Annotated in this window: 17 protein-coding genes; 7 read left to right on the top strand and 10 right to left on the bottom strand. The window is 49.3% G+C overall.

Annotation, left to right across the window (positions count from 1 at the left end; genetic code table 11):
* Positions 1–10: 10 nt before the first annotated feature.
* Positions 11–1480 (bottom strand): cobyric acid synthase, encoded by a 1470-nt coding sequence (locus HGH91_RS00340; protein WP_168736485.1) that lies wholly within the window; start codon positions 1478–1480, stop codon positions 11–13.
* Positions 1481–1546: 66 nt separating this feature from the next.
* Here HGH91_RS00340 and HGH91_RS00335 point away from each other — a divergent pair, with 66 nt between their 5' ends.
* A complete protein-coding gene (locus HGH91_RS00335) occupies positions 1547–2848 on the top strand; it encodes a cobyrinate a,c-diamide synthase (RefSeq protein WP_168736484.1) in 1302 nt (433 codons plus the stop codon).
* A gap of 64 nt (positions 2849–2912) precedes the next feature.
* Here HGH91_RS00335 and HGH91_RS00330 read toward each other — a convergent pair whose 3' ends face one another.
* From HGH91_RS00330 to HGH91_RS00320, 3 genes are all read right to left on the bottom strand, one after another.
* Positions 2913–3842 carry a hypothetical protein gene (locus HGH91_RS00330; RefSeq protein ID WP_168736483.1) on the bottom strand — a complete coding sequence of 310 codons (930 nt, stop codon included), beginning with the start codon at positions 3840–3842 and terminating at the stop codon, positions 2913–2915.
* A 94-nt stretch (positions 3843–3936) separates the two neighbouring features.
* Entirely contained in the window at positions 3937–6549 is a 2613-nt protein-coding gene (locus HGH91_RS00325) for a M1 family metallopeptidase (protein WP_168736482.1), read from the bottom strand.
* Between the two features lie 45 nt (positions 6550–6594).
* Positions 6595–7164, bottom strand: coding sequence for an HdeD family acid-resistance protein (locus tag HGH91_RS00320; RefSeq protein ID WP_168736481.1), 570 nt, complete (start codon positions 7162–7164; stop codon positions 6595–6597).
* Between the two features lie 167 nt (positions 7165–7331).
* On the opposite strand from HGH91_RS00320, the gene HGH91_RS00315 reads away from it, so the two are divergent.
* Positions 7332–8246, top strand: a complete 915-nt coding sequence (locus HGH91_RS00315) for an acyl-CoA desaturase (RefSeq protein ID WP_168736480.1) — start codon at positions 7332–7334, stop codon at positions 8244–8246.
* 90 nt (positions 8247–8336) lie between these two features.
* On the top strand, positions 8337–9329 hold the full coding sequence (gene mgrA / locus HGH91_RS00310; RefSeq protein WP_168736479.1) for an L-glyceraldehyde 3-phosphate reductase: 993 nt from the start codon (positions 8337–8339) through the stop codon (positions 9327–9329).
* A gap of 35 nt (positions 9330–9364) precedes the next feature.
* On the opposite strand, the gene HGH91_RS00305 is transcribed toward mgrA, so the two are convergent.
* Complete coding sequence (locus HGH91_RS00305; protein ID WP_168736478.1) at positions 9365–10435, bottom strand: NADH:flavin oxidoreductase/NADH oxidase; 1071 nt, start codon at positions 10433–10435, stop codon at positions 9365–9367.
* Positions 10436–10620: 185 nt separating this feature from the next.
* Between HGH91_RS00305 and HGH91_RS00300 the strand changes: the two genes are divergently transcribed.
* From HGH91_RS00300 to HGH91_RS00290, 3 genes are all read left to right on the top strand, one after another.
* Positions 10621–15453: a PKD domain-containing protein gene (locus HGH91_RS00300; RefSeq protein WP_317166798.1), complete on the top strand. Its 4833-nt coding sequence runs from the start codon at positions 10621–10623 to the stop codon at positions 15451–15453.
* An 86-nt stretch (positions 15454–15539) separates the two neighbouring features.
* The gene (locus HGH91_RS00295; protein WP_168736476.1) at positions 15540–16799 is read left to right on the top strand and encodes a DoxX family membrane protein; all 1260 of its coding nucleotides are present in this window, start codon (positions 15540–15542) and stop codon (positions 16797–16799) included.
* Positions 16800–16804: 5 nt separating this feature from the next.
* The gene (locus tag HGH91_RS00290) at positions 16805–17527 is read left to right on the top strand and encodes a phytanoyl-CoA dioxygenase family protein (RefSeq protein WP_168736475.1); all 723 of its coding nucleotides are present in this window, start codon (positions 16805–16807) and stop codon (positions 17525–17527) included.
* Here HGH91_RS00290 and HGH91_RS00285 read toward each other — a convergent pair.
* The 4 genes from HGH91_RS00285 to HGH91_RS00270 form a co-directional block, all read right to left on the bottom strand.
* Positions 17524–19332, bottom strand: coding sequence for a RagB/SusD family nutrient uptake outer membrane protein (locus HGH91_RS00285; RefSeq protein WP_168736474.1), 1809 nt, complete (start codon positions 19330–19332; stop codon positions 17524–17526). The genes HGH91_RS00290 and HGH91_RS00285 overlap by 4 nt on opposite strands.
* 26 nt (positions 19333–19358) lie before the next feature.
* Complete coding sequence (locus HGH91_RS00280; RefSeq protein WP_168736473.1) at positions 19359–22895, bottom strand: SusC/RagA family TonB-linked outer membrane protein; 3537 nt, start codon at positions 22893–22895, stop codon at positions 19359–19361.
* A 57-nt stretch (positions 22896–22952) separates the two neighbouring features.
* Complete coding sequence (locus tag HGH91_RS00275) at positions 22953–23981, bottom strand: FecR family protein (RefSeq protein ID WP_168736472.1); 1029 nt, start codon at positions 23979–23981, stop codon at positions 22953–22955.
* Between the two features lie 66 nt (positions 23982–24047).
* Entirely contained in the window at positions 24048–24659 is a 612-nt protein-coding gene (locus HGH91_RS00270) for an RNA polymerase sigma factor (protein ID WP_168736471.1), read from the bottom strand.
* Positions 24660–24764: 105 nt separating this feature from the next.
* Here HGH91_RS00270 and HGH91_RS00265 point away from each other — a divergent pair, with 105 nt between their 5' ends.
* The gene (locus HGH91_RS00265) at positions 24765–24932 is read left to right on the top strand and encodes a phosphatidate cytidylyltransferase (protein WP_168736470.1); all 168 of its coding nucleotides are present in this window, start codon (positions 24765–24767) and stop codon (positions 24930–24932) included.
* A 4-nt stretch (positions 24933–24936) separates the two neighbouring features.
* On the opposite strand, the gene HGH91_RS00260 is transcribed toward HGH91_RS00265, so the two are convergent.
* Positions 24937–25299 (bottom strand): helix-turn-helix domain-containing protein, encoded by a 363-nt coding sequence (locus HGH91_RS00260; protein WP_168736469.1) that lies wholly within the window; start codon positions 25297–25299, stop codon positions 24937–24939.
* Between the last annotated feature and the right edge of the window lie 91 nt (positions 25300–25390).

Here is a 25390-nt window from a genome sequence, read left to right as displayed (position 1 = left end):
TGCAATTAAGTTATAATTCCAGCGCCTTATAAACAGCCGGAATATCCAGATGTTCACGGATATGTGTTGCCAGTTTGTTATATTGTATTTCTTTGAATGCACGATAGTCAAAATCCTTTACAGCAGTATCTTTACCACATTGGGCCAGTAAATCATTTACCACCGTATCGTTATCGAGTATGCCGTGCAGGTAAGTGCCCCAGCATTTTGCATGGAGGAAATACCCATCGGTAGTGCCATCTGTAAATTCATTGAGCGGCACACGGTTTTCACAGCTGGTATCTCCCATATGTATTTCATATCCTTCACATAACTTAGTTTGTTGGCGGTAATAAAAACTGCGTTGCCGGGTGACCTTTTCCCTGGTAAGCACCGTGGTTACCGGCAAAATGCCCAGTCCCGGTATGGTAGCTGGCGCTCCTTCCACTCCATCCGGGTCGGCTACCTGTAATCCCATCATCTGGTAGCCTCCGCAAATGCCGATGACCACCTTATTTCGTTTGTACGCTTCCGTTACAGCAGCAGCGGTGCCATTGTTCCGGATCGCCACCAGGTCGCTGATTGTATTTTTACTTCCCGGCAAAATAATGATATCCGCTTCGGCCAATGCCACTGGATTGTCTGTATAAAAGAGGTTTACCCGTTCATCTTTTTCCAGGGCATCAAAGTCCGTAAAGTTAGACATATGCCGCAATAAAACTACCGCAATATTAATACGGCCGGTGCTCCAACCTTTTTGCTTCAACGACAGTGCCACCGAGTCTTCTTCTTCAATGTGAATATCATGAAAGTAAGGCAGCACACCGGTTACGGGTACGCCGGTAATATTTTCCAGCATGGTACGTCCTTCCGCAAAAAGGCGGATATCGCCACGGAATTTATTGATAATGATGCCTTTGATCAGCTGTCTTTCTTCCGGCGGCAGCAGCGCGATGGTACCGTAAACGCTGCCGAAGATACCGCCGCGATCGATGTCGGTTACCAGGTATACGGCGGCGCCGGCGTGTAGCGCAATGCGCATATTGGTGATATCACGATGCCGCAGGTTGAGCTCTGAGATGCTGCCGGCGCCTTCCATCACTACCGGGTTAAACCTGTGTGAGAGGCGGTTAAAGGCCTGCTTTACCTCGTCGAACAAGGCACGCTTATCATCTTCCATGAAATATTCCCAGGCCGATTGGTTACCGGCGGGTTTACCATGCAGCACCAGCTGGGCAGTTTTATCGGTAGTAGGTTTGAGCAGGACCGGGTTCATATCTGTGTGACAGGGTATGCCTGCCGCTTCCGCCTGTACGGCCTGTGCACGGCCTATTTCAAAGCCTTCGGGCGTAGCATAGCTGTTGAGCGACATATTCTGCGCTTTAAACGGCGCCGGCGTATAGCCGTCCTGTTTAAATATACGGCAAAACCCCGCAGTGATCACGCTCTTGCCTACATCAGAGGCAGTACCTACAAACATAACCGGCCGCAGTTGTTTCATATATTACCCGCTTTAAACGGGAACGAAGATATTAACTTTCATAAAAGAATTCTTTCTTTGCATAGCATGAAACCACAGTTCCTCATCGCCGCGCCGCACAGCGGCGCCGGCAAAACCACGGTTACCCTTGGCCTGCTGAGCGCCTTACGACGCCGCGGACTACGGGGGCAGCCGTTCAAGTGTGGTCCCGATTACCTGGATCCCCAGCTCCATACCCTGGCCGCGGGGCAAACCAGCATTAACCTCGACCGGTATATGATGACTGATGCGCATGTACAGGAAGTGTATGCCCGCTACCTGCAGGCCGCCGATGTGGGTATTGTAGAGGGAGTCATGGGACTTTTTGATGGCGCCCGCAAAATGGAAGGCAGCGGGGCTGCCCTCGCCGCTTTCCTCAATATACCGGTGATACTGGTCGTAGATGCCAAAGCCATGGCCTATTCAGCGGCTGCCTTGTTATATGGATACAAACATTTCTATACAGGCATAAACATCGCCGGGGTTATCTTCAACTTCGTGAATTCACCAGCTCATTACCATCTCCTACAGGAGGCCGCGGCTGACGCAGGCATTCCGGCTTTGGGCTATTTACCGGAAACAGCGGCTATTCATCTTCCGTCCCGTCACCTGGGGCTATATGTAGCTGCCGATACAGACTACGAGCGGGTGATGAACCAGGCGGCCGATGAACTGGAAAAACATATTGATCTCAGCGCCTTGCTTGCGCATTGTACGCGGCCGGCGCCAGCCGTTACCACAGCATCTGCGGTGACCGGCAATTTTCGTATAGCCGTGGCCAGGGATGCTGCATTTAATTTCCTGTACGGGGAAAATCTCCGGGTATTATCCCTGTTGGGGCCGGTTAGCTATTTCAGTCCCCTGCAAGATAAACAGCTCCCGCCCGCCGACCTGCTCTATTTCCCCGGAGGTTACCCGGAGCTGCATCTGCCGGCCTTGTCGGCCAATACTCCCTTGCTGGAACAATTGCGTGCGTATACCGGTAAAATACTGGCAGAATGCGGCGGCATGATGTACCTGGGGACTTCCATCGCAGGCGAAGATGGTATCGCCTACCCTATGGCTGGTGTACTTCCCTGTAACACCAGTATGCAGCCACCGCAGCTATCAATGGGTTACCGCCAGGTATATTTCGGCGATGTGCTGTTAAAAGGGCATGAATTTCATTACTCACAATATACCAGTGTACCGCCACTAACGGCGCCGGATATACGCGTTTTAACAGTGCGGGATGAAATGGTGGAGGTGCCGGTTTTCAGGAGTGAAAATATGCTGGCGAGTTACCTGCATTTTTATTTTGGGGATAATGTATCGGGATTGAAGAAGGTGTTGGGGATCGTTTCCCGTTAACCAGGTGTATATACAAAAAGTATCGCCTGGGAATGCTCCCGGCGATACTTTTTCCAGGCAGCAACTATTGTTTGTTCACGGACTGTTCCACTTTCTCCAATCTTTCCTCCAGCGATTTATTCTTTTTATCAAGCTGTATAATATACAAGCTCAGCTCTTCAATTTTCTGCAGCAATTTTTTATTGATATCTCCGAGGTCGAGCCCATTGTCTGCCACTTCCTTTGCAGAAGGAATTTCAGGCAGGTGTTGATGGGTCAGGATGTACTGTTCCAATTCCGCAATGCGGGGCAGGTGATAATCTTTTCCAAATACATAATCCGGCCAGCCGGTTTGGGTAACCTTTACTTTGGTGGCCAGAATATCGCCATATACCGCTAATTTGGCTTTAGGGGTAAAAGTTCCGATACCCACGTTTCCGGTGGCATTAGATACAAACAAGGAATTGGCCAGGTAGGTATCGTTGAGGGTACGGGATTCGAAGGGCACCTCATAAGCGGTAGTGCCAGGGTCAGTGGCAGCTGTCATGCTGTGCGCCCAGCTCCCGTAGGCACTCAATACCTGGTAAACACCCATGCCGATATAGCTACCATTACTAAAATAAATGTCATAGGCAGTGGCAGCAGCGCCGGCAGCATTGGGCAGAATACGGATAGCTGCAACAGCCCATATTGATCGACCGGTTCGTGTAGCATAAGCTGAAAAGGCAAAACCATTCACTAAACTGCTTCCGTTGCTTGTTCTGATTACCAACTCGGTATATCCCATCTGATCCAGACCTGCATTGAAGCCGTTGCCTCCATAAATCTTTATTACAGCATCGGCTCCTCCCTGTTGCAAGGTAAGCGTTCCCGCTTTAACCCAGCTTGTCAGGCTCAGGGTAGCATTATTAGTGGTTCCGGTAAAATTAATTTGTGCAAAAGTGGATGGTATGCTCAGTACAAAAAGTGATAATAACATCCATAAAAAACGGCTAACAGTAACTGGGTTAATCATCATTATTTTTTTAGGTATAAGAGAATAGTCCGAAGATAAAAAAAGCAGTTAGTATAACAACATACTAACTGCTTCTTCTAAGAAAAAAATTTACTTACCACTTAAACACCTCATCACTCAAACCACCGTTTATCACGGCTTTTTTCAGGGTGAGGCTATTATTATATCCCCCTATATTTGACTGCATTTTATGCGGCATCAGGATACCTCCTTCTTCGCGGTAGTCGGCATAGTCAGTGGTGGTTTCGCTGCCTCCGCCGCTTTCCTGGCCTACCAGGGCGGTGCTTCTTACTTTAAAGCCGGTTTTAGCATCGTAGTAGTTTTTTACCAGGGCGCCGTTGGGAGTGGCAATGTTTACCACATATGCCGGCGCACCATTTACATCTTCCATGGTGGGCGATAATTCCAGCTTGGCATTATAATCTGGTGCTGCGAAATACAGTTCCGGGAAGAGCAGGTTTTTATCTTTCAGGATAGCCTTGTCGGATGCGGAAAGTGGTATTTCCTGTCCGCCGCGGGCTATGCGTACTTCATTACCATTGATCAGCAGTTTCATGGCGGTTAGACTGGCAATAGGAATGTATACAGTTTCCAGGCGTTTGTCGGGTGTAGCTTTGATGTGCAGCTCCATTTGTGTGCCGGAAACATCTCCTTCTTCATCCAGCACCAGGTCTTTTACTCCTTTTAATTTATCGGCGCCGCCAACAGCATCGATATACCGTTTCAGCACAGATGCACCGGTAGTACCGGCGGGTACAGGGATACCGGTATCTGCTTTCCAGCTGTTGTTGGCAGGTTTAATATCAGGGAAGTTACCGGCGGGATCAATCACTATACTACTCAGCTTCACAGTAGATGGATAGTGGAAAGTCCAGCTGGCGCCGCGTTGCCATATTTCAACCGGCAGGCGTACCGTATCTGTTTTACCGTTTACATCTTTTATTGCGATGACTACCGGCATCGGCATTTGCTGCAGGTTTTGTATGGTGATCAGCGCACCTTGTGCGGGATCGTTTTTAACATACTGTACGCCTTTCACGGCCTGATCCAGTTTCCAGGTGCTGAAGAACCAGCCGCGCCAGAACCAGCTGAGATCCTCTCCTGCTACATTTTCTATAGTCCGGAAGAAGTCCCACGGCGTAGGATGTTTAAATGCCCAGCGCTTAATGTATTCCCGGAAAGCATAATCGAAACGATCGGGCCCTAAAATTTCATTGCGCAGTAAATTCAATCCCATAGCGGGTTTAAAATAAGCTGCCACGCCATTGTACGACAAGTCAATCACATCAGGGGTATTCATGATCGCTTCTGCCCTGGGGGAAAACAGCAGGGCGGCCATGCGTTGCGCGTTCTGGGGGCTGTTGTATTCTCCTTTGTTGAATTGCGCTGTAGAGATCCCGTTGATGAAAGTATTAAAGCCTTCATCCATCCAGGCATATTTACGTTCATTGGTGCCTACGATCATCGGGAACCAGTTATGCCCGAATTCATGATCTGTAACGCCCCAGAGGCCGCCCCTGGTGGATTTTGCAGAGCAAAAAACAATCCCGGGATATTCCATTCCGCCTACAATACCGGCTACGTTGGTAGCTACTGGGTAAGTGTAGGAGAACCATGTTTTTGAGTAATGTTCAATACATCCTTTCACATATTCTGTGGATCTGCCCCAGGCGTTGCTGCCGCCAATTTCAGGCGGATAAAGCGACTGGGCCAGGGCTTTTTTACCGCCGGGCAGGTTGATGCGGGCAGCATCCCATACAAATGCGGACGAGGCGCCCCAGGCTACGTCGCGTGAATTTTTGCAGACGAAATGCCAGGTACGGTTGCCTTTAGCCGTGTTATTTTTTACCTCGGCGCTATCGCGGATCATTACCGTTTCTTCGCTGTTGCGGGCTTTGGCCAGGCGGCTGATCTCTTTGGGCGACAATACCTGTGCTTCGTTTACCAGTTCACCGGAACCGCCCAGCAGCATATTGGCCGGGGCAGTGATCGTATAGTCGAAGTTGCCGTATTCGAGATAAAATTCAGAAGCGCCCAGGTAAGGAATATTGTTCCAACCGAGAATATCATCATATACTGCCATACGGGGATACCATTGCGCTATTTCGTAGATCCAACCGTTGGGCGTACGTAGTCGTCCGTTACGATCGGTACCGTATTCAGGAACCGTATAGGCGTAGTCGATTTTTATTTGCAGCGAGGCGCCTGTTTTCATAGCGTCTGCCAGGCGTATCTGCATGCGGGTATCATTTACCAGGTAGTTGGCCGCCATTGTTTTGCCATTTACGACCAGGTTCACGGCCTTCAGCTCAAATCCCTGTGTAAAGCTGCGGTTGGCAAATCGTTCCCCGGTGGCAGCTACTGTAGCGGAACCACGGGAACCTTCCCGGTAAATGTTCTGGTCTAGTTGCAACCATACAAAGGGCAGTTGATCGGGGCTATTATTCTTGTAGGTGATGAGTACAGAACCACTGATCCGGTGTTGGGTGGTATCGAGGGTCACTTCCATTTTGTAGTCCGCCGTATTTTGCCAATACTTAGGGCCGGGCTGGCCGCCGGCGCTGCGGTATTCATTGCCCGGTGCAGGATAAAACAGGGGAGCGAAAGCTTCATGCTGGTCATATACCGGTGCCGTTTGGGCCATGCTCTGTTGTACTCCCGTGCCTAGTAACAGGCACGCGATAGCATAGATTTTGTTGATTTTCATCGGAGCGATTAGATTTAGCTAAATCGAATATACTGAAAAAGCGCACTACAGATGGTGCGCTTTTTTAAAAGCTTTTATCCGAAAGGCAAAAATAATACTCAGGATACCGGTAGCCCAGAAAGCGGCGGCCATGAGGCCCAATATGGCTGCGATGCCGAGGGCGGGATTATCAAGTATAAAAATAGCGATAATGATAAGTACTATCCCACCTACCAGCAGCCAGCCCCAATTGGGGATACCATCTGTTTGCAGTTGTATCGAAAAGCCTATCAGGCTAATGCCTTTAAACATAAACCAGAAAGCGAGGAATAACGGGATGACCGCCATGCTCACGGCCGGGTACAGCATGAGAATAATACCGATTACCACGTCTACAATACCCGATGCTAGGGACCATCCCCACCCCGTGTGATGTTTACGGTTGCTGAGTGCGAAAGATACTTCAAAGATCCCCGTCACAAAAAAAGTAATGCTAAAAAAGATACTTAATAGGACATAGCTGCTGAAGGGGTTGGAAAAAACAATACCTCCTGCAATCAGGAATATAATACCATTGAGCAAATACAGCCACCAATACTTCAGGTTGTTCCGGATGCCGGAGATAATTTGTGACATAAAGATTATTTTAATGTTATAAAACGATCGTATTCATTTTTCTCTAACACATCCGGGTATAAAAAGTTCGGCAGAACAGAAGCGCAAAAAAACGGGGAAAAGCACTTAACTTTGTCCGGATGATTTAAATCATAGAATTAACAACAGACGGAAATTATCTTTGTGGAATGAATAAGGCGATCAAGCAAGACAGACAACCACCCAACTGGTGGCATCAGGCAGACTTCATGGGTATTCACGCGGTGCCCTTGTTAGCGTTTTTCACTGGTACAACAGCATTTGACTGGATTTTATGCGGAGTTTTGTACGTAGTACGCATGTTTTTTGTGACAGCCGGCTATCACCGGTATTTCTCTCATCGCGCATTTAAGACGTCGCGATTCTTCCAGTTTATCCTGGCGGGCGGAGCGCAGAGCAGTTTACAGAAGGGCGCGTTGTGGTGGTCTGCCAATCACCGTATCCACCACAAGCATAGCGACACGCCAGAAGATCCGCATTCGGCGAATGTATATGGTATCTGGTATGCCCATATCGGGTGGATTATGGGTCCGGAATACAAGCCAACCCGTTTTGACCTGATCAAGGACCATAAAGCGAAAGAATTATTATGGCTCAACAAATGGCATATGGTGCCTGCCGTTGTATTGGCTATCGCCGTATACTTTGTAGGTAATAAAGTAAATGGTGCTGGTTGGTTTGATTGGTCGGCCGGCCTCTCTACCCTGCTGATTGGCTTTTTCCTCAGCACGGTATTATTATACCATGGTACTTTTACCATTAACTCACTTATGCATAAAATAGGTAATAAAAGATATTATACCGGAGATGAATCCCGCAACAGCGCTGTCCTGGCGTTGATTACCCTGGGAGAAGGCTGGCATAACAATCACCACTACTACCAAAGCGCGGCCAGACAAGGTTTTTACTGGTGGGAAGTAGATATTACCTACTATGTGATCAAAGTATTGGGCTTACTGGGCATTGTATGGGAAATACGCCCGATCCCTGCCAAACTGAAAGAAAGTAATAAACTGAAGCAACTCGCTTCCTCCCGTGTACCGGTAGAAGAAGTTACACACTAAAACAGTTTTCCATCGTATAGAAAGGGAAATGTACCTGCTGGTATGTTTCCCTTTTATTTTTTATCTTGGTTGCCTAAAATTTAAAATTCCATGCATTACGCTCCTGCAGCCGACAGATACAACAACATGACTTATCAGCGTTGTGGTAAAAGCGGTATCCAGCTGCCAGCTATTTCACTCGGCTTATGGCACAACTTCGGTTCAATAGATAATTTTGAGAACGGACGCAGTATTATCCGGCATGCCTTCGATAAAGGGATTACCCATTTTGACCTGGCCAACAACTATGGTCCGGTACCAGGCAGCGCAGAAGAAAACTTCGGCCGCATACTGAAAAAAGATTTTACAGGGCACCTGCGGGATGAGCTGATCATCTCTTCCAAAGCCGGTTATACCATGTGGCCCGGCCCTTATGGCGACTTTGGCTCCCGCAAGTATCTTATTTCCAGCCTGGATCAAAGCCTGCAACGTATGCAGCTGGAATATGTAGATATCTTCTATTCCCATCGCCCTGACCCGAATACACCCATCGAAGAAACCATGGGTGCGCTGCACAGCATTGTTCAGCAAGGGAAAGCATTGTACGTGGGACTTTCCAACTACAACGCCGGGCAAACCAAGGCGGCCCTGGCCGTACTGCAATCGCTTGGTACGCCCTGTTTAATCCATCAGCCGAAATACAGCATGTTTGAACGCTGGGTGGAAGGCGGTTTGCTGGATGTGCTGGAAGCTAACGGCGTAGGCTGTATTCCATTTTCGCCGCTGGCCCAGGGACTGCTGACCGATCGTTACCTGCACGGCATCCCCGCCGGATCCCGTGCCAGCAAACCTTCCGGCTTCCTCCAGGAAAACGACATAACGCCGGAGAAAGTTGAGAAGGTGAAAAAGCTCCATGCCCTGGCACAGCAACGCGGGCAATCCCTCGCACAGATGGCGCTGGCCTGGATATTGAAAGACAAACGGATCACTACTGTGCTGATAGGCGCCAGCTCTGTAGTGCAGCTGGATGATAATCTTGATACATTAAAAAATACCAGCTTCAACAAAGAAGAACTGGACACGATAGAAACGATATTAAAATAAACGAATAAAAACGGAACGCTTTCAGCGTTCCGTTTTTATTTACGATACTTCGCGCGTTCATATTGCACCGGCCATTTCACCGTGGCGTCCAATTCATGAGCAGCCCTTAATGGGAAATAGGGATCTCTTAAAAGTTCCCGTGCTATGAGCACCATATCCGCTTTGCCTTCATCAATAATCCCAGCCGCCTGTTGCGCCGTAGTGATCAGTCCCACTGCCCCGGTGGCAATGCCTGCTTCTTTCCGGATCCTTTCTGCAAAAGGCGTTTGATACAACGGGCCAATACTTATTTTCTGATGGGCGGCGAGGCCTCCGGAGGAACAATCAACCAGGTCTACTCCCTTGTCTTTCACGATAGTGGCCAGTTTCACCGATTCATCCAGGTTCCATCCTCCTTCTGCCCAATCGGTGGCGGAAATGCGCAGCAGTAAAGGATATTCTTCCGGCCATACGCTACGCAGGGCAGCGATGGTTTCCAGTACCATGCGGATCCTGTTTTCAAAGGAACCGCCGTATTCATCCGTACGTTGATTACTCAGTGGCGATAAGAAGTTATGCAACAGGTAGCCATGCGCTGCATGCAGTTCCAGCACCTGGAAACCTGCCTGGTGGGCGCGTATCGCTGCAGCCTTGAAGTCGTCCTGTATTTTACGTATACCTGTTTCCGTGAGGGTCTCCGGTTGAGGATATACGTCGTTGAACGGAATAGCGCTGGGGGCTACTACCTGCCATCCGCCTTCCGAGCGCGGTAAAGCGCGACTGCCCTCCCAGGGCCGGACCGTACTGGCTTTCCTACCCGCATGAGCCAGCTGTATTCCTGGTATTGCGCCCTGGGCGCTGATGAAATCGGTAATGCGTTGCAGCATAGGAATGTGTGCATCGTTCCAGATACCCAGGTCATGAATAGAGATGCGGCCTTCCGGTGAAACAGCCGCCGCTTCGGTGAGCACCAGCCCCGCCCCTCCTACCGCCCGGCTACCGAGGTGTACCAGGTGCCAGTCGTTGGCGAATCCATCCGTAGAAGAATATTCGCACATAGGCGACACCGTGATACGGTTTCTCAAGGTAACTTTCCTCAATGACAGAGGGCTGAACAATTGTGACATAATCGGCTGCTTTTAAGTGGATTAAAATTAAGCATTAATTATATAGTTAAGACCACCTTCCCTAGCCCCTTTCCCCCGAAAATTATCCGTAAAAATACCCTACTTTTGGCGCATATACCTATTCTACGATGGTCCTGTACCCTGTTAAGCACTCATTTGTTGCCTCCTTTTTTCTGAGTTTATGTGTGTGTTTATGTTTAGCTATTTCTGCAAAAGGACAACAAAAGGCTGATTTTACCGCTTCGGTAACAAGCGACTGTGAATCCGTGATTACCACTTTCACTGATCAGTCCACCGGCAGCCCTGTGTCCTGGCAGTGGGATTTCGGCAATGGCAATACTGCCACCAAACAAAACCCGGGCGCCACCTACGTTCAAACAGGCAACTATACGGTTACCCTGAAAGTAACCTATGCTGATGGCAGCACGCAAACAGTGACAAAAGCAGATTATATTCACGTAAGATCCAAGCCCAAAGTAGATTTTGTAGTTTCCGCCAATAAGGGCTGCGCGCCATTCGCCACTTCTTTCACCGATAAGTCGCAACCGGGCGATGGTACTCTCCAGAGCTTCAGTTGGGATTTCGGAGACGGCGGCGTGGCGCTGAATGCCAGCAGCACCGCCAATTACACTTATACCGTACCGGGCATCTATAATGTTATCCTGACGGTAACTAACAGCTACGGATGTACGAACTTTAAAACAATGGAAAAGGCCGTGGATGTGGCGCCGGCTATCCAGGCTGATTTCACGGTAACAGATAAAATACTTTGCAAAGCCCCCGTGGATGTATTGTTTCAAAACACCTCCACCGGCACGGGCACCCTTTCCTATAAATGGGAATTTGATGATGGCAGTACCAGCGCCCTCAAAGATCCTGTGAAGCATACCTTTACTACCAAAGGTACTCACCAGATCAAGTTAACGGTAACGAACGAACGGGGTTGCACAGGTACCAAAACGGTCAACGACATCAACGTGGCCAACTATGCTACCACGCTAACCGTTCCTACGCTGGCCTGTAGTGGCCAAAACAGTGATTACAGGGCCACGTTTTCACCTGTTCAGCCACAAAGTACCATATGGGAATTCAATGGCACTCCTTACTGGTCCAACTCTGACTATGCCACTTATAACAACGGCGCTGCCGGCCCCCTCACAGTGAAAGTAACCGCCCAGTATGGTAACTGTACCGATGTGGTGACAAAAACGTTGGATGTAAAGCAAAGTCCCACGATACAACCGGTTACCGATAATAAGCTGATCTGCAATGTACCGGCTACCGTGGACTTCAAGTCAAACAGCACCGGCGCCATCGCTTGGAAGTGGGACTTTAACGATGGCGGCAGCACCGCCACCACCGCAGATGCCACCCACGTTTTTAACCGGGAAGGATACTTCTGGATAATGCTTCAGGCTACCAGTAAAGACGGATGCAGTGTGAGTAACAGTATCCCGCTGGAAATCCGCAAAACAGAAGTCCGTATCTACTCAGCGATGACCAATGGTTGCGAAAACCTGTCTACCAACTTTTATGCATATACCAGTACGGGCGACGAGGTAAAGACCTATTTATGGCATTTCGGAGATGGCACCACCTCTACCGAAGCTACACCCACGCACGAATATGCCAAGGCCGGGTTTTATACCATTTCGATGGACTATATTACGGCTAATGGTTGCAGCGGAACGGCTTACCTGAGCGATAAAGTGGCTGTTTATAAAAAACCGACTCCCGATTTCAGTTCTCCGGATGCACCGGAGATTTGTGGCAATACGCCCGCTACCTTTATCAATAAATCAGATGTAGGCACTGACTGGTACTGGGAATTTGGTGATGGCGGATATGCTTCCGGCAGCACGGTTACCCATAGTTACTCGGAACCAGGCACCTACGATGTGACCCTGGTGGTAAACAATGAAACCTGCCGTAACAGGATTACCAAAAAGGCTTATATCACCGCGGTGAATCCATTCCCCCGCTTCGATATCAACCCGGTTGACTGTTCAAAACGTACTACCGTTAGCGTTACAGAGCACTCTTTGGGCGCCACCAGCTGGAAATGGAGCTGGGGCGACGGCAAAGAAACCAGCTACACCACACACAGCGATATCGTTACCCATCAATATGATAAAAGCGGTACCTATACTATACAACTCACTACCTCTGATGGACATTGTACCACGCATACCAGCCATACCGTTACTATCATTGCCCTTTCCCCGGTGGTGATTACCACCAATAAAACGGAATTGTGCAGCAATGACAATGTGGTGGCCAGTATCGTTTCTGAAGATGCCAGCATTCATGACTCCTATTATCCTGCCCGCTGGGAACTGGATGGTGGCGGTGGTTATGGGTACTATGATTACAAAACCTATACCTACAGCGGACTTACCCCCGGCAAACATGTGATAGGCCTTCAAATCATAGATAAGGTAGGATGTTACCATCCCAGCAATGATATTGAGATCAATGTAAAGGGGCCTGTAGCCGGTTATCATCTCCCCGGACAAATTCAATGCAGGGGAACAGAAGTAACCTTTACGGACAATACAGATGTTAGCCACAGCAGCGGTATTAAAAAGTGGGATTGGAACTGGGGAGATAACACACCCGTTCAATCCTTTACCAGCGGGCCGTTTAAACATACCTACCAACAGGCCGGCAGTTATTTTGTGCCTTCTGTTACCGTCACTGATAAGGACGGCTGCGTGAATACCTATAACCAGCAATATTTACAGGTAAACGGACCGAATGCTGATTTCTCGGCCGACTACTACCTGATCAAACCAGGCGATTATGTGAATTTATATAACTCCTCAACAGAAACAGGCGGCACTATTGTCAGTTACAAGTGGGACCTGGGCGACGGCACCACCAGTAATGAAGCCTATTATTTTTCCCATCAGTATCCAAACAAGGGTATTTACCCTGTGAAATTGCAGTTGACTGATGATAATGGGTGTACCGATGAAAAGACGAAGAGCATTAAAGTATCTGCCGTGGTTGCAGGATTCACTTATACCTCTTCGTTTGTGAATGGCAGTAGCTGCGCGCCTATGCTGTTTCGTTTTACCAATACCTCTACCAACTTCAGCTCCTCTGTATGGGATTTTGGAGATGGCGCCATTTCTGACCAGGTATCTCCCAATCATACCTATGTAGAAGCAGGGCACTATAAAGTGACGCTGAAAGTGAAAGGAGATGCAGACACCGAAGATGAATACAGTGAAGTGATGGTGGTAAAAGGCCCGTATGCCACTATTCAAACCAGTGCAGATGGAGGATGCCTGGAAAAGGAAATTCTGTTTACGATTAAGCCGGAAAACGCTACCACCTTCAGTTGGGACTTTGCCGATGGTAACGTAGAACAGACCACCGACCTGGAAATAAAACACCACTTCACCGCTCCCGGCATATACAAGCCACGGTTGTTATTGAAAGATGATGCCGGCTGTAAGGGCAGCGCCTTGCTCGATCATCCTATTGTGATCGACCAGCTGGATATTAAGCTACATCCTACGCCGGACAAAATATGCGATCAGGGCACCCTTACCTTTGCGCCGGTGTTCAACAGTTATTCCGTGGAAGAAATGAAGATCCCGCCCACTTTTACCTGGACTTATGATGCATCGCTGACGCCTAAAAATATTACTACCACCACGCCGGAATTTTACCTGGATAAACCCGGCGTCTATAAATTTGGCATGATAGTCAGCACCAAATATGGCTGTACTCAAACCGTGGAAGTGCCGGTAAACGTATACCCAAAGCCGTTAGCCGCCATATCGGGTCCGAACCAGGTATGTAAAGATGTACCGATCAGTTTCAGCGGCAGCGTTACCAAAGCTACAGATGTAACCTGGGCCTGGGAAATGGGAAATGGCCATAATAGTAGCTTACAACAACCTGTTGCACAGTCGTACGATCAGCCCGGTGCGGCTTCCGTAGCGCTCACCGTTACCAGTGCAGAAGGCTGTGCCGACCATATTGTGCACCCCTTGCAGGTATTGGCCTTACCTGATATCAAAGCGAGTACGCCGTCCCCATTTGTATGCTTGGGTAATACCACTCAACTGCATGCAGGCGGCGGCAGTACCTATGAATGGACACCTGCTGCAGGTCTCGATCATGCCAATATTGCTGAGCCAAAGGCCACGCCACTTACCACCACTACTTACCAGGTAAAAGTGACCGATAACAATGGCTGTGTGAATACCGATAAAGTGGACCTTCGCGTAGTACAGCCTTTTAAAATACAAGCCACCCCTGATACGGTACTATGCCTGGGAGATAAGCTTCCGTTGTGGGCTACAGGGGCAGACTATTACAAGTGGCAGGGCGCAGGTATCAGTCAGTCTACCGAAGCGGCGCCAGTGGCTACCATAACAGCCACAGGCAACTATCCTTACGAGGTAACCGGTTATGATAAAGAAGGCTGTTTCTCCGACCATACTTCCCTGACAGTAGCGGTACACCCTAGTCCTACTGTGAGTGTGGGACCCGACCGGGAAGTAATGGCGGGCATCCCGGTATACCTCCGGAGCGTTACCAGCAACGATGTGGTGAGCTGGCGCTGGTCGCCGCCAGATGGCGTGGATTGCCCCACCTGTGCGCAGGTGCAGGTACTGCCTAACCTCACCACCCGTTACCAGCTGGAGGTAACCAACCGCTATGGCTGCAAGGCCAGCGATGACGTGACTATTCACCTGCTGTGCAATCAAAGCGCTATCTACATGCCGAATGCTTTTACCCCTAACCAGGATGGCAAAAATGAATTTATATATCCCAAAGGAAAAGGTGTGAAAGAAGTGGCCTGGCTACGTATTTATGACCGTTGGGGTACGTTGGTATTTGAGAATCATCACTTCCCGGTGAATGTACCTTCCGCTGGCTGGGATGGGCGCCGTGGCAGCGACAGGGCGCCGATAGGCACCTATATTTTCTTTATGCAAACCGTTTGTGAAAACGGGGAAACATTTGAATTCAAAGGCAATATTACCCTGATCAAATAATTAAACGGGGTAGATAAGCCGTCTTATCTACCTCGTTAAAAATATCTTAAAGGCATGGTAGGTGACGGAAATTTTGATTAATTCGCATGGATCAAAATCCCATCATGGATACCCGCACTACTATTAATGAACAATGGCCTCTTTCCCGGAAAATTGCGTTCCGTTTTTTCACCGTTTATTTTCTCTTATATATCGCCTGCAACTTTGGTATGCCGGCATATCTCTGGAATGTTCCTGTGACCTGGGCAGGTAAATGGCTGATCAGACCAGACTTTGCTATTACCGCCTGGCCCAATGGCAGTGGCGATACTACCTTCAACTACCTGCAGTTGTTTTGTATGGTACTGTTCTCCTTACTGGTTTGTATTGGCTGGTCGCTGGCTGATCGGCGGCGGGCCGGTTACAACCGGCTGTTGTACTGGCTGCTGGTATTGTTGCGATACTTCCTGGCCGTTACGATGATCAGCTATGGCCTAGCCAAAGTATTCAAAACACAGTTTCCTTTCCCGTTACTTACATCGCTGGATGAGCGTTTGGGAGATATGTCGCCCATGAAACTGGCCTGGTCGTATATGGGATATTCCGCCGGCTACAACCTGTTTACCGGCGCGGCTGAGTGTATCGGCGGACTATTGCTCTTCTTCGGCCGTACCCGGCTGCTGGGCGCATTAGTGAGTATGGGAGTGATGATCAATGTGGTGGCGATGAATTTTTGTTATGATATCCCGGTAAAATTATTTTCTGCACACCTGTTTTTCATCGCATTGTTTATCGCGTTGCCTGATATAAAAAGATTGGTTGATTTCTTCCTGCTGAATAAACCGACGGAGCCCTATAATGGCTGGCAACCAACGTTCCGGACCAGGTGGAAGCATATTACTTTCAGGATTGCGAAGTATGCAATAGTTATTACTTTGCTGGTATTATGCAGCCGGGGAATGGTGGCCACGGACCCACATTCCCCCAAACCACGCTATTATGGTATTTATGAGGTGCAGTCCTTTACCGCTACGCCCGATATTACTAATACGCAACTTACCCAGTTCCGGGAATGGCAGAAAATATACCTTGACGAGTTTAACCTCCTGGTAGCCCGCAAAAAAGACAACAGCAAGGAATATTACAACATGAAAACGGATACGGCACATCATACTTTATCTTTCTGGGGTGACCGTGATACGGTATATTTACAAATCGGCGACCAGCTGGCCCAGGGGCTGCTTACCCTGGAGGGTAAAGTAAACGGGGATAGCCTGCATATAACCCTGAAGCAACAGGATTTGAATGCCATGCCGCTGATCAGCCGTGGTTTTCACTGGGTCAACGAATATCCATTTAACTGGTAATGTACATGCAAGATCACCACCTTTCCTCTTATGCCACGGGGCTGAACACAGCCGGGTTTACAATTATACCGGACGTATTTTCTGCTGCTGCTGTTGATGCTATGCTGACAAATATTGCCGGCGCCGATCAGGTGGGTCCCAATTTCAGGAAGACCGCCGACCTGTTTGCCATCCGTAGCTTTTTACAGGAAGTGCCGGCCATAGCGGCGCAGGTATTCTCTCCTGCGTTGCAACAGATCGTGCGGCAATTGTTTGGCGAAGATTATTTCCTGGTAAAATCTATTTACTTCGATAAGCCCGGTGAGTCGAATTGGTTAGTAGCCTGGCACCAGGATTTAACCATTTCCGTGGCAGAAAAACTGCCGGCGCCGGGGTATGAGCGTTGGTCTGTGAAGCAGGACCAGTATGCTGTTCAACCTCCCGTCGACGTCCTGGAAAGTAATTATACGATACGTATCCACCTCGATGATACCGATGAACAGAATGGGGCTTTAAAAGTACTGCCCGGCACACACCGCAAGGGGATATACCGGGCAGATAGCATAGATTTCGGCGCAACGCCGGAGGTCTGTTGCGCCGTTAAAAAAGGGGGTGTGATGATTATGCGTCCTTTGTTGATGCATGCCTCCGGGCGCAGCAGCAATGGACATAACCGGCGGGTGATCCATCTTGAATTCAGCAACCGTACCCTGGCCGGTGGGCTACAATGGGCAGAACGGCCGGCCTAATAACCATCATTTTGTTTTAGTGTGGGACTACCGCCTTTTACGCTCAGGTCTATCTGTCTTTGCGGAATCGGATATCTCACATTTTTAGGAGCGAAGCTACCGGTAGCAATGTCTGTCGTGATCGTCTTCTCATACGTAAAATAGCGGGTGAGCTCTGTTTGCGCAATGCCCCAGCGCACCAGATCGAAGTAACGATGTCCTTCCATGGCCAGTTCCAGCTTGCGTTCAAATCGTATCGCCTTCAAGGCCCAGGCTTGTCCGCCTGCGCTGAATTTACCGGCCGGCCAGGCGCCGATTTTATAATTGGCTGCCGGCGTGTTGGTATACCCGGCCAGCGGATGATCCGGATCGATATACGTTTTCACCCATCCTACGGGGTTGGCAGCTCTTTCTCTCACTGCATTTACATGATCCTGTGCGATGTCGAGGCTACCAGCCATGGCCTGGCACTCTGCCGCCATCAGTAATACATCTGACAGGCGGATGAGCACATAGTTGATGGCATTTCCCGGGGCCCAACCGTTGCCATCATAGTATTTATCCTGGGTAGCCTGCATATATACATTCTTGATGGCGGCATAAGGACCGGCAGACTGCTGGTTACGTACCCAGTCATTACCCGGATGATTGCCCCAGTCCAGGAAGGGAATACCCCGGCGACCTACGGTCCAGTCGAGCCGTGGATCCAGGTTTCCGGCATCCGGTGTAAAGGGCTCATTGCTTCCAATGGCCATATCATTTTTCACCGGGTGCTGATTAAAATCATCCAGGTAGGGCAAACCATTCGGGTCTGTGCGGAAGGAGTTGACCAGGTCTTGTGAGGGCTGATAAAAACCACAACAGCTAAAAGGACCGTTATAAGGGTAATTCAGCATCTCTCCCTGGTTAGCGTTACCTGTACCCCCGGAGCCATCGTTAGCGCTGTATTGGATCGAAAAAACGGCTTCACTGTTATTTTCGGTGAAAGCATCGAAGTTGTCGTGAAACTTTGTCACCAGCGCAAACTTCCTTCCTTTGGCCGTTACGCCATTGGCAATCACATCTTCAAAAACAGGCAGGGCATCTGCATATTTTTTCTCATAGAGATAGGTTTTGGCCAGGTAGGCTTTAGCGGCCCAGCTGTTGGCACGCCCTATCACATCCTGTATTTCGTTGAGATTATCGGCGGCAAATTTGAAGTCGGCTTCAATCATGGGCCAGATGTCTTTATCGTTGGGCACCTTGTAGTCATCTACATGCAGCTGGGAATAGCTGGCGGAGTTTTCATCTACCCAGGGTACATGATCAAACATTTTCTTCAGGTCAGAATAAAAATGTCCGCGTAGAAAGCGGGCTTCCGCTGCCAGCTCTTTCTTTTCATCGGCGGTCATGTCGGTTACGTTGTTAAGCACATGCAGCACGAAGTTGCAGCGACGTACGCCTTCATAGTCTACCCGCCATTTATCGTTAAAGAAACCGTTGGTAGCATTGCCTACGAAGGTAGCAATCTGCAGTACGGCAGAAGCATCACCGGGATCGCTGCCTTTATGGGCATCACCACCGCATATGCTGCCATAGATCCAGTTGTCGGGCGATACCGCATAGCCGCTGCCCCCCGAGAGGTTGACCATATCGCCATCTTTAAAATCCTGTCCGTCGAGCGCGCCGTAGGCGCCTATCAGCAGGGTATTTACGCCTTTTTTATTGGTAAGGGCAGCTTCTTCCAGGGAAGATTGCGGCGTGCGTTGCAGGAAGCTTTTGCTGCATCCCGGCGCCAGGAGGGTAACCGCAGCAGCGCCCAGTAGTATATGATAAAATGATTTCATGATCATACTTTTTAAATGAGCAATGTTTAGAATCCCAGGTTCACGCCAATGAGAAACTGGCGCTGGTTGGGATAAGCGCCTTCATCTACACCAAAGTCGGTGATGTTGCTACCACCGATTTCAGGATCCAGTCCCGAATATTTTGTGATGGTAAACAGGTTGGCTGCCTGTACATATACCCGCAGTTTTTCTACATGCAGACGGGTGAGCATACCTGCCGGCAGCGTGTATCCCAGCTGCATATTCTTACAGCGCAGGTAAGCGCCGTTTTCCACCATATAAGAGTTGGGAACATTTTGGGTACTGGTAGATCCGTCTCTTTCCTGTATGGGCGCCGTAGCATTGTGGTGGTCGGGGCGCCAGGAATCGTACAGGGCTGTTTTGCTTTTGGCGCTTTCAAAAGAGGGATAGAAATCACGCCACCATCGTACGTTATTCCATATCTGGTTGCCATGTGTTCCAAAGAAGAACATGCTGAAGTCGAATCCTTTGTACACTACGCCGATATTGATACCATAGGAGAAATCGGGATTGGGATTGCCGAGGAAGGTACGGTCATCGGGAGTGATGATACCATCGCCATTTACATCAGCGTAGCGGAAGCGGCCCAGCCCCTCTCCTTCCTGGTAGGTAGCCTGGGGATCGCTGGTGGCTTTCCGCGCTTGTTCATCCGCAGCTGTTAACTCCGCCTGTTCATTCCAGAAGCCTACTATTTTATATCCGAAAAAAGAAGATACCGGTTGACCGACGGCATTGCGGATAATATTGCTACCATCGAAACGGCGGCCATCACTATCGAAATAATCAACGCCATCGGCGATCTTGCTGATTTTATTCTTATAAGTGGTGAAAGTACCGGTTACATTGAACTGTAATTTTTTATTGATGGTTTTATGCCAGCCTACCGACAGGTCGACACCTTCATTTTTCATGCGGGCAATGTTAACAAAGGGCTGTGCCGAAGTACCCGCCAGTCCTGGCAATTCGGGGTTATATAAGAGGTCTTTGATGTCTTTGCGATAATAATCTATCGAAAAATCAAATTGCCCGTTAAACAAGCTGGCATCTATCCCTACGTTGGCGTTGATATCACTCTCCCATTTTGCATCCGGGTTACCGATCTGGTTACCGGCAAAACCGGCTGTGAGTCCATTGTTGACGCCGGCCAGGTCATAATAGGAAGAACTGCGTTTACCGCCATAGAGGAAATAGCCGTTGTTGACACCGAGATTGAGCTGGTTCCCCATGATCCCCCATCCGCCCCGAAGTTTCAAATCGCTGATCCAGGTGACCGGTTTCATGAACTCTTCCTGCGAGATGCGCCATCCTGCTGATATAGCGGGGAAAGTACCCCAGGGGTTATTCAGGAACTTGGAGGAGCCATCGCGGCGAACGGTGGCACTCAGCAGGTATTTATCTCTATAGGCATAATCTACTCTGGCCAGCAGGGAAAAAAGGCCTTCCTCCTGCCGGGTGCTGTAGTTCGTTTGCACGCCGGTACCGGTAGTCAGATCAGGGAAATAAGGTGCAAAGGTAAAGTAGTCTTTGGTAGTACCGCCTACGCTGCGATTGCGGCTGTCGAAGGCTTCTGTGCCGGCAATGACTTTCAGGTCGTGGGTATTATGAAACGTCTGGTGATAGGTCAGTGTGTTGGTCCAGGTCCAGGAATGCGCATTGGTAGATCCTTCCGTATAGGAGTTGCTGGTACTGTTTTCCTTGTTCTCATATTGCGGATAGGTAAAGGAATGCGACCAGCCGGAAGACACTTCTCCCCCGAAGCTGGTGCGGAAGGTGAGGTACTTCAGGAAGTCTACTTCTCCATATACATTCCCGAATAGGCGGCTGTTAAACCCTTTGTTGTTGCGGGTGCGGGCCTGCATAGCTACGGGGTTGAATGCATCGCCCAGGGCGTCGCCGGCAGAACCGGCATAGTTGCCTTTGATATCGTATACCGGTATAATGCTTTGTTCGCGCATAGCGTGACCAATAGCGGCATCGGCGGAGTTGACCTCCACAGAAGGGTTTTCAGACATGGCGAAGGCGAGGTTTTCTCCTATCCTGATATGATCGCTAACATTATACTGGGTATTGGAACGTACCGTATATCTCTTCAGGTAGGTATTGATCAAAGTACCTTGCTGATTAAAATAATTAAGGGAGAAGAGATAGTTGCCTTTATCGCCGCCACCGCTCACGGCAATGTTATGGCTGGTGATGGGCGCCGGGCGGAAAACCTCGTGGTACCAGTCGGTACCTGCTTTGTTGGCTTTTGCAATCTGGTAAAAGTTACCATAGTCGGTGAGGTCGGTATAGTCGGGGTTCAGATAATATTTAGAGGGATCTACTGCCGGATCTCCTTCCATTTTGCCGGAGGGCAATATATAATCCGGGATCACCGGCGTAGCGCCGTGGCCGTATTGATCCGTGCCGGGGTCGGCGCCTGAATTTTTGTAGGCCAGCCAGCGAAGATTGGCTTGTTCCTGTGGATTGAGGGTATTCCATACATTCCCGTGTTTGGGAGATTGGCGGCCATAGTAGCCATCGTAGGCTACCTTTACCCTTCCACTACCGCGACGGGTGGTGATGATGATGACGCCATTGGAAGCGCGGGCGCCGTAGATAGACGCTGCGCCGGCATCTTTCAATACCTGGAGGCTGGCCACATCATTGGGATTGAGGTCGGAAATATCTGTGGTGGGTACACCGTCGACCACGTATAGTGGTGAGTTGGCGCCAAAAGTGTTCACCCCGCGGATGCGGATTTGTGGCGCCTCGCCGGGTTGCCCGGAGCCTATCACGGTAACACCGGAGGCTTGCCCCTGCAGCTGTTCTGTTACCTGGGCGGAGGGCTGCTTAATGAGGTTATCGATATTTACTACCGCCACGGATCCGGTGAGGTCTTTTTTCTTCTGGGTAGTATAGCCGGTTACCACGATTTCGTTGAGCGCGCTCGCGCCTTCTTTCATGACGATATTAATAGCGGACCTACCGCCAACGGGTATACGCTGGGATTCATACCCGATAAAAGTGATTTCCAGCTGATCATTGCCATTACCCGGGGCCATGATGGAATAGGAGCCATCGGCATTGGATACCGTTCCTATAGTCGTTCCCGTTACCCTGATGACAGCGCCGGGGAAGGCGTTACCTTTCTCATCTCTCACGATACCCTTTACCGGGTGCTGCTGTACCGCGCCGGAGGCTGGAGGTGTGGCTGCCGGTGCTTTTTCACTGATCATATAAAAATGATCCCTTACTTTTTCATAGCGGAGATTAAAGGGCAGCAGGGCCTTATCCAGGGCTTCTTCGGGCGACTGACAGCTGGCCACTGCCAGTTGTACTTTTTTATTTTTCACCAGGTTGCTTTTGTAAGCAATAGATACGCTGAATTTTTCTTCGATCTGGTGCAGTACTATTTTCAAATCGGCTCCGGGGGCGGTGTTGTTGACATTTTCCGGGGGGAGCTGCGGGAATTCAGGGGCCAGCGTTTCGGCCGACACGGTTTGGGACAGGAAATACAGGGCCAATGCTTGCATTAGCAAAACACGTAAACCTTTTTTCATTTTGAACAGGTTTTAACGATTAAGAATAAGACTACTTATACTGATAAGCGGCGATCCTTACTTCTTATGGATCCAGACTTCATCGCCTCTTTGGTTGAATTTCATACGGAATACTTTTCCCAGTTGTGTCATCATGGTATCAGGGTTATATATAATCGGCATTGAGCCTGATACTTTATCATTGTATAGCGTTGTATCGGATACAATTAATTTTTTACCGAATACCTGTTGCATAAAGGCGGCAGCATCACGGAGTGTATAATCTTCCATGGTGAGACGGCCGGTATGCCAGGAGGTGTAGGTGTTGGCAGCTACACTTTTCTTGGAATAGTCGCCATCTGCTTTGTTGTAGGTAAGCATTTCGCCGGGCTGCAGGTACAGTGCGGCCGCTTTTCCCTGCCGGGGTGCAGTGATGTTGAGCAAAATACTTCCCTGCTGCAGTACCACTACGATGTTCTTCCCCTTGCTGTTGACATTAAACTGCGTGCCTAACACTTCTACGTTAAGATTATCGTAGGTGTGCACTACAAATTGCTGTGCGTTGGTGGTATGTTTTACCTGGAAGAAGGCTTCTCCATCGAGCCATACTTCGCGGGCATCGCCGGTAACGGCGTACAGCAGGCGGGAGTCGGCGTTGAGGGTAACGGTTGATCCGTCGGGCAGTTGCAGGGCTTTCGTTTCTCCCAGCCGGGTGTAGCTGCTAAGGAGCGTTTGCCGGTGCCGGGCAGCTTGTATCCCCCACCAGGCAGCGCCCAGCGCAATTCCCAGGAGCAGGACCGCCGCATATTTCCAGGCATATTTCCACCAGGAGATGGCAGCCGGCGCTGTGGGCTCTGTTTCTTCCAGTCCGTTCCAGACGGCCTCCCACAGCTGCTCTTTATCGGCAGTGGTGAGACTGTAGGCACGGAAGCGGATACCCTGTACCAGCTGACGGGCATCGTTGACAATACTTTCCTTTTCCGGGTGTTGCTGCAACCATGTTTCCCAGAACAAATTTTGTTGCCCGGGATGCAACACCCAGTCCTGGAAGTCTTCATCCATGGCCAGCTCAGAGGCTGTATATGATAAATAGTTACGGACTGTCAAAGGAACCTGCTTTCCATTAAAGAGCAGGTAGCCGATGAAATCTCATCACTTTTCAGCAACTTTTTTTTATTTTCCTAATAACAGCAACAGGAGCGGCAGTGGGAGCTGTTTTTTAAGCAGGCCGATGGCTTTGGAGATGGTGTTATAAACGGAGTCGACCTGCATAGACATGATGTCGGCCACTTCGTCGTAGCGGAGGTTCTGGAAGAAGCGCAGGTAGATGGCTTCCCGCTGGCGGCGGGTAAGGACTGACAGGGCTTTCTGGAGAAGGCGTTTTTGTTCTTCTATGGTTTCATTGATGATCAACTGGTTTTCCTGTGGCAGGGTATATTCAAATTCGAATGCTTCCCAGGATTCGCGGTGCTGGTAGCGGCGGTCTTTACGTAATGCGCGGAGTAGGCGCCTGCGCAGGCTGCTGAGCAGGTAATAACGTATATGCAGTACATTGGGCGACAGGTGTGTGCGGCTGCTCCATAAGTCCTGGAACAGGTCCTGCAGGCAGTCTTTCACCCTTTCCTTTTCCTGGCAAAAGTGCATTCCATAATGAAAGAGGTCATCGATGTGGGCCTCATATATTTCGGCGAATGCGTGGCGGTCACCTTGTAGAAAGCGTCCCCAAAGTGAGGAATGGGAGGCCACCACGTGTAAACCTGATTTGTGGGCTTTCCCTGTATTCATACCTATTTTGGTTGATCTGTTAAAGCTTGCGAATTATTTCGACAAGTACAAATATATTTTGGTACAGGATATGTCCGGTGTGATATATCACTAAAACTGAATACTATGAAACGCCTTCCTTATTGGTTTTTCTTGTGCCAGGTTCTCTTTCTCAGCAGCTGTGAAATAATAGGCGGTATATTCAAGGCTGGTGTATGGACAGGTATACTTGCGGTGGCGGTAGTAGCAGGCCTTATTATATACCTGGTAAGCCGTGGCGGCAAGCGGGATTAACGCCTCAGTGCTTTTTCTCCTGTTCTATCTTCAACAGGGTTTCCAGCAGTTCAATGCGTTTGCGTTCTGTAGCCAGCAGCTGGTCGTATAGGGCCACAATTTTTTCAATGGGGTTGAACTGGTAGTTGATCACCGTATTGTTTTGGTCGTATACATTATTAATAATGACATCTTCCCTGAAATTACGGATAACATCCGGAGATACTTCCAGGGCGGATGCTACCCTTTCCAGTCGTTCATCGTCTACCACTTCGCAATTTTCCATTTTAGATAAAGCCTGTTGTGTAATGCCTAATCGGCGTGCAAGGTCAGCCTGCTTAATACCACGAATTTCACGGAGGCGGGCTATTTTCTGACCAATATTCATATAAAAAACAGATTTATTATAAAAGTACGTTAAACAATTAAATTATGACCAGCCCGCCATTTTCAAATATTTCATATACAATGCATTAGCT

Origin of the sequence: Chitinophaga eiseniae (assembly GCF_012641265.1) — a bacterium.
In the GTDB taxonomy this organism is placed as follows: Bacteria; Bacteroidota; Bacteroidia; order Chitinophagales; family Chitinophagaceae; genus Chitinophaga; species Chitinophaga eiseniae_A.
This window is presented reverse-complemented; position numbering and strand designations above follow the sequence as displayed.

Excerpts from the sequence above, each read along its gene's own strand:
- HGH91_RS00340 (WP_168736485.1), bottom strand. The coding sequence starts at position 1,480 with ATGAAACAACTGCGGCCGGTTATGTTTGTAGGTACTGCCTCTGATGTA.
- HGH91_RS00335 (WP_168736484.1), top strand. The coding sequence starts at position 1,547 with ATGAAACCACAGTTCCTCATCGCCGCGCCGCACAGCGGCGCCGGCAAA.
- HGH91_RS00330 (WP_168736483.1), bottom strand. The coding sequence starts at position 3,842 with ATGATTAACCCAGTTACTGTTAGCCGTTTTTTATGGATGTTATTATCA.
- HGH91_RS00325 (WP_168736482.1), bottom strand. The coding sequence starts at position 6,549 with ATGAAAATCAACAAAATCTATGCTATCGCGTGCCTGTTACTAGGCACG.
- HGH91_RS00320 (WP_168736481.1), bottom strand. The coding sequence starts at position 7,164 with ATGTCACAAATTATCTCCGGCATCCGGAACAACCTGAAGTATTGGTGG.
- HGH91_RS00315 (WP_168736480.1), top strand. The coding sequence starts at position 7,332 with ATGAATAAGGCGATCAAGCAAGACAGACAACCACCCAACTGGTGGCAT.
- mgrA (WP_168736479.1), top strand. The coding sequence starts at position 8,337 with ATGCATTACGCTCCTGCAGCCGACAGATACAACAACATGACTTATCAG.
- HGH91_RS00305 (WP_168736478.1), bottom strand. The coding sequence starts at position 10,435 with ATGTCACAATTGTTCAGCCCTCTGTCATTGAGGAAAGTTACCTTGAGA.
- HGH91_RS00295 (WP_168736476.1), top strand. The coding sequence starts at position 15,540 with ATGGATCAAAATCCCATCATGGATACCCGCACTACTATTAATGAACAA.
- HGH91_RS00290 (WP_168736475.1), top strand. The coding sequence starts at position 16,805 with ATGCAAGATCACCACCTTTCCTCTTATGCCACGGGGCTGAACACAGCC.
- HGH91_RS00285 (WP_168736474.1), bottom strand. The coding sequence starts at position 19,332 with ATGAAATCATTTTATCATATACTACTGGGCGCTGCTGCGGTTACCCTC.
- HGH91_RS00280 (WP_168736473.1), bottom strand. The coding sequence starts at position 22,895 with ATGAAAAAAGGTTTACGTGTTTTGCTAATGCAAGCATTGGCCCTGTAT.
- HGH91_RS00270 (WP_168736471.1), bottom strand. The coding sequence starts at position 24,659 with ATGAATACAGGGAAAGCCCACAAATCAGGTTTACACGTGGTGGCCTCC.
- HGH91_RS00265 (WP_168736470.1), top strand. The coding sequence starts at position 24,765 with ATGAAACGCCTTCCTTATTGGTTTTTCTTGTGCCAGGTTCTCTTTCTC.
- HGH91_RS00260 (WP_168736469.1), bottom strand. The coding sequence starts at position 25,299 with ATGAATATTGGTCAGAAAATAGCCCGCCTCCGTGAAATTCGTGGTATT.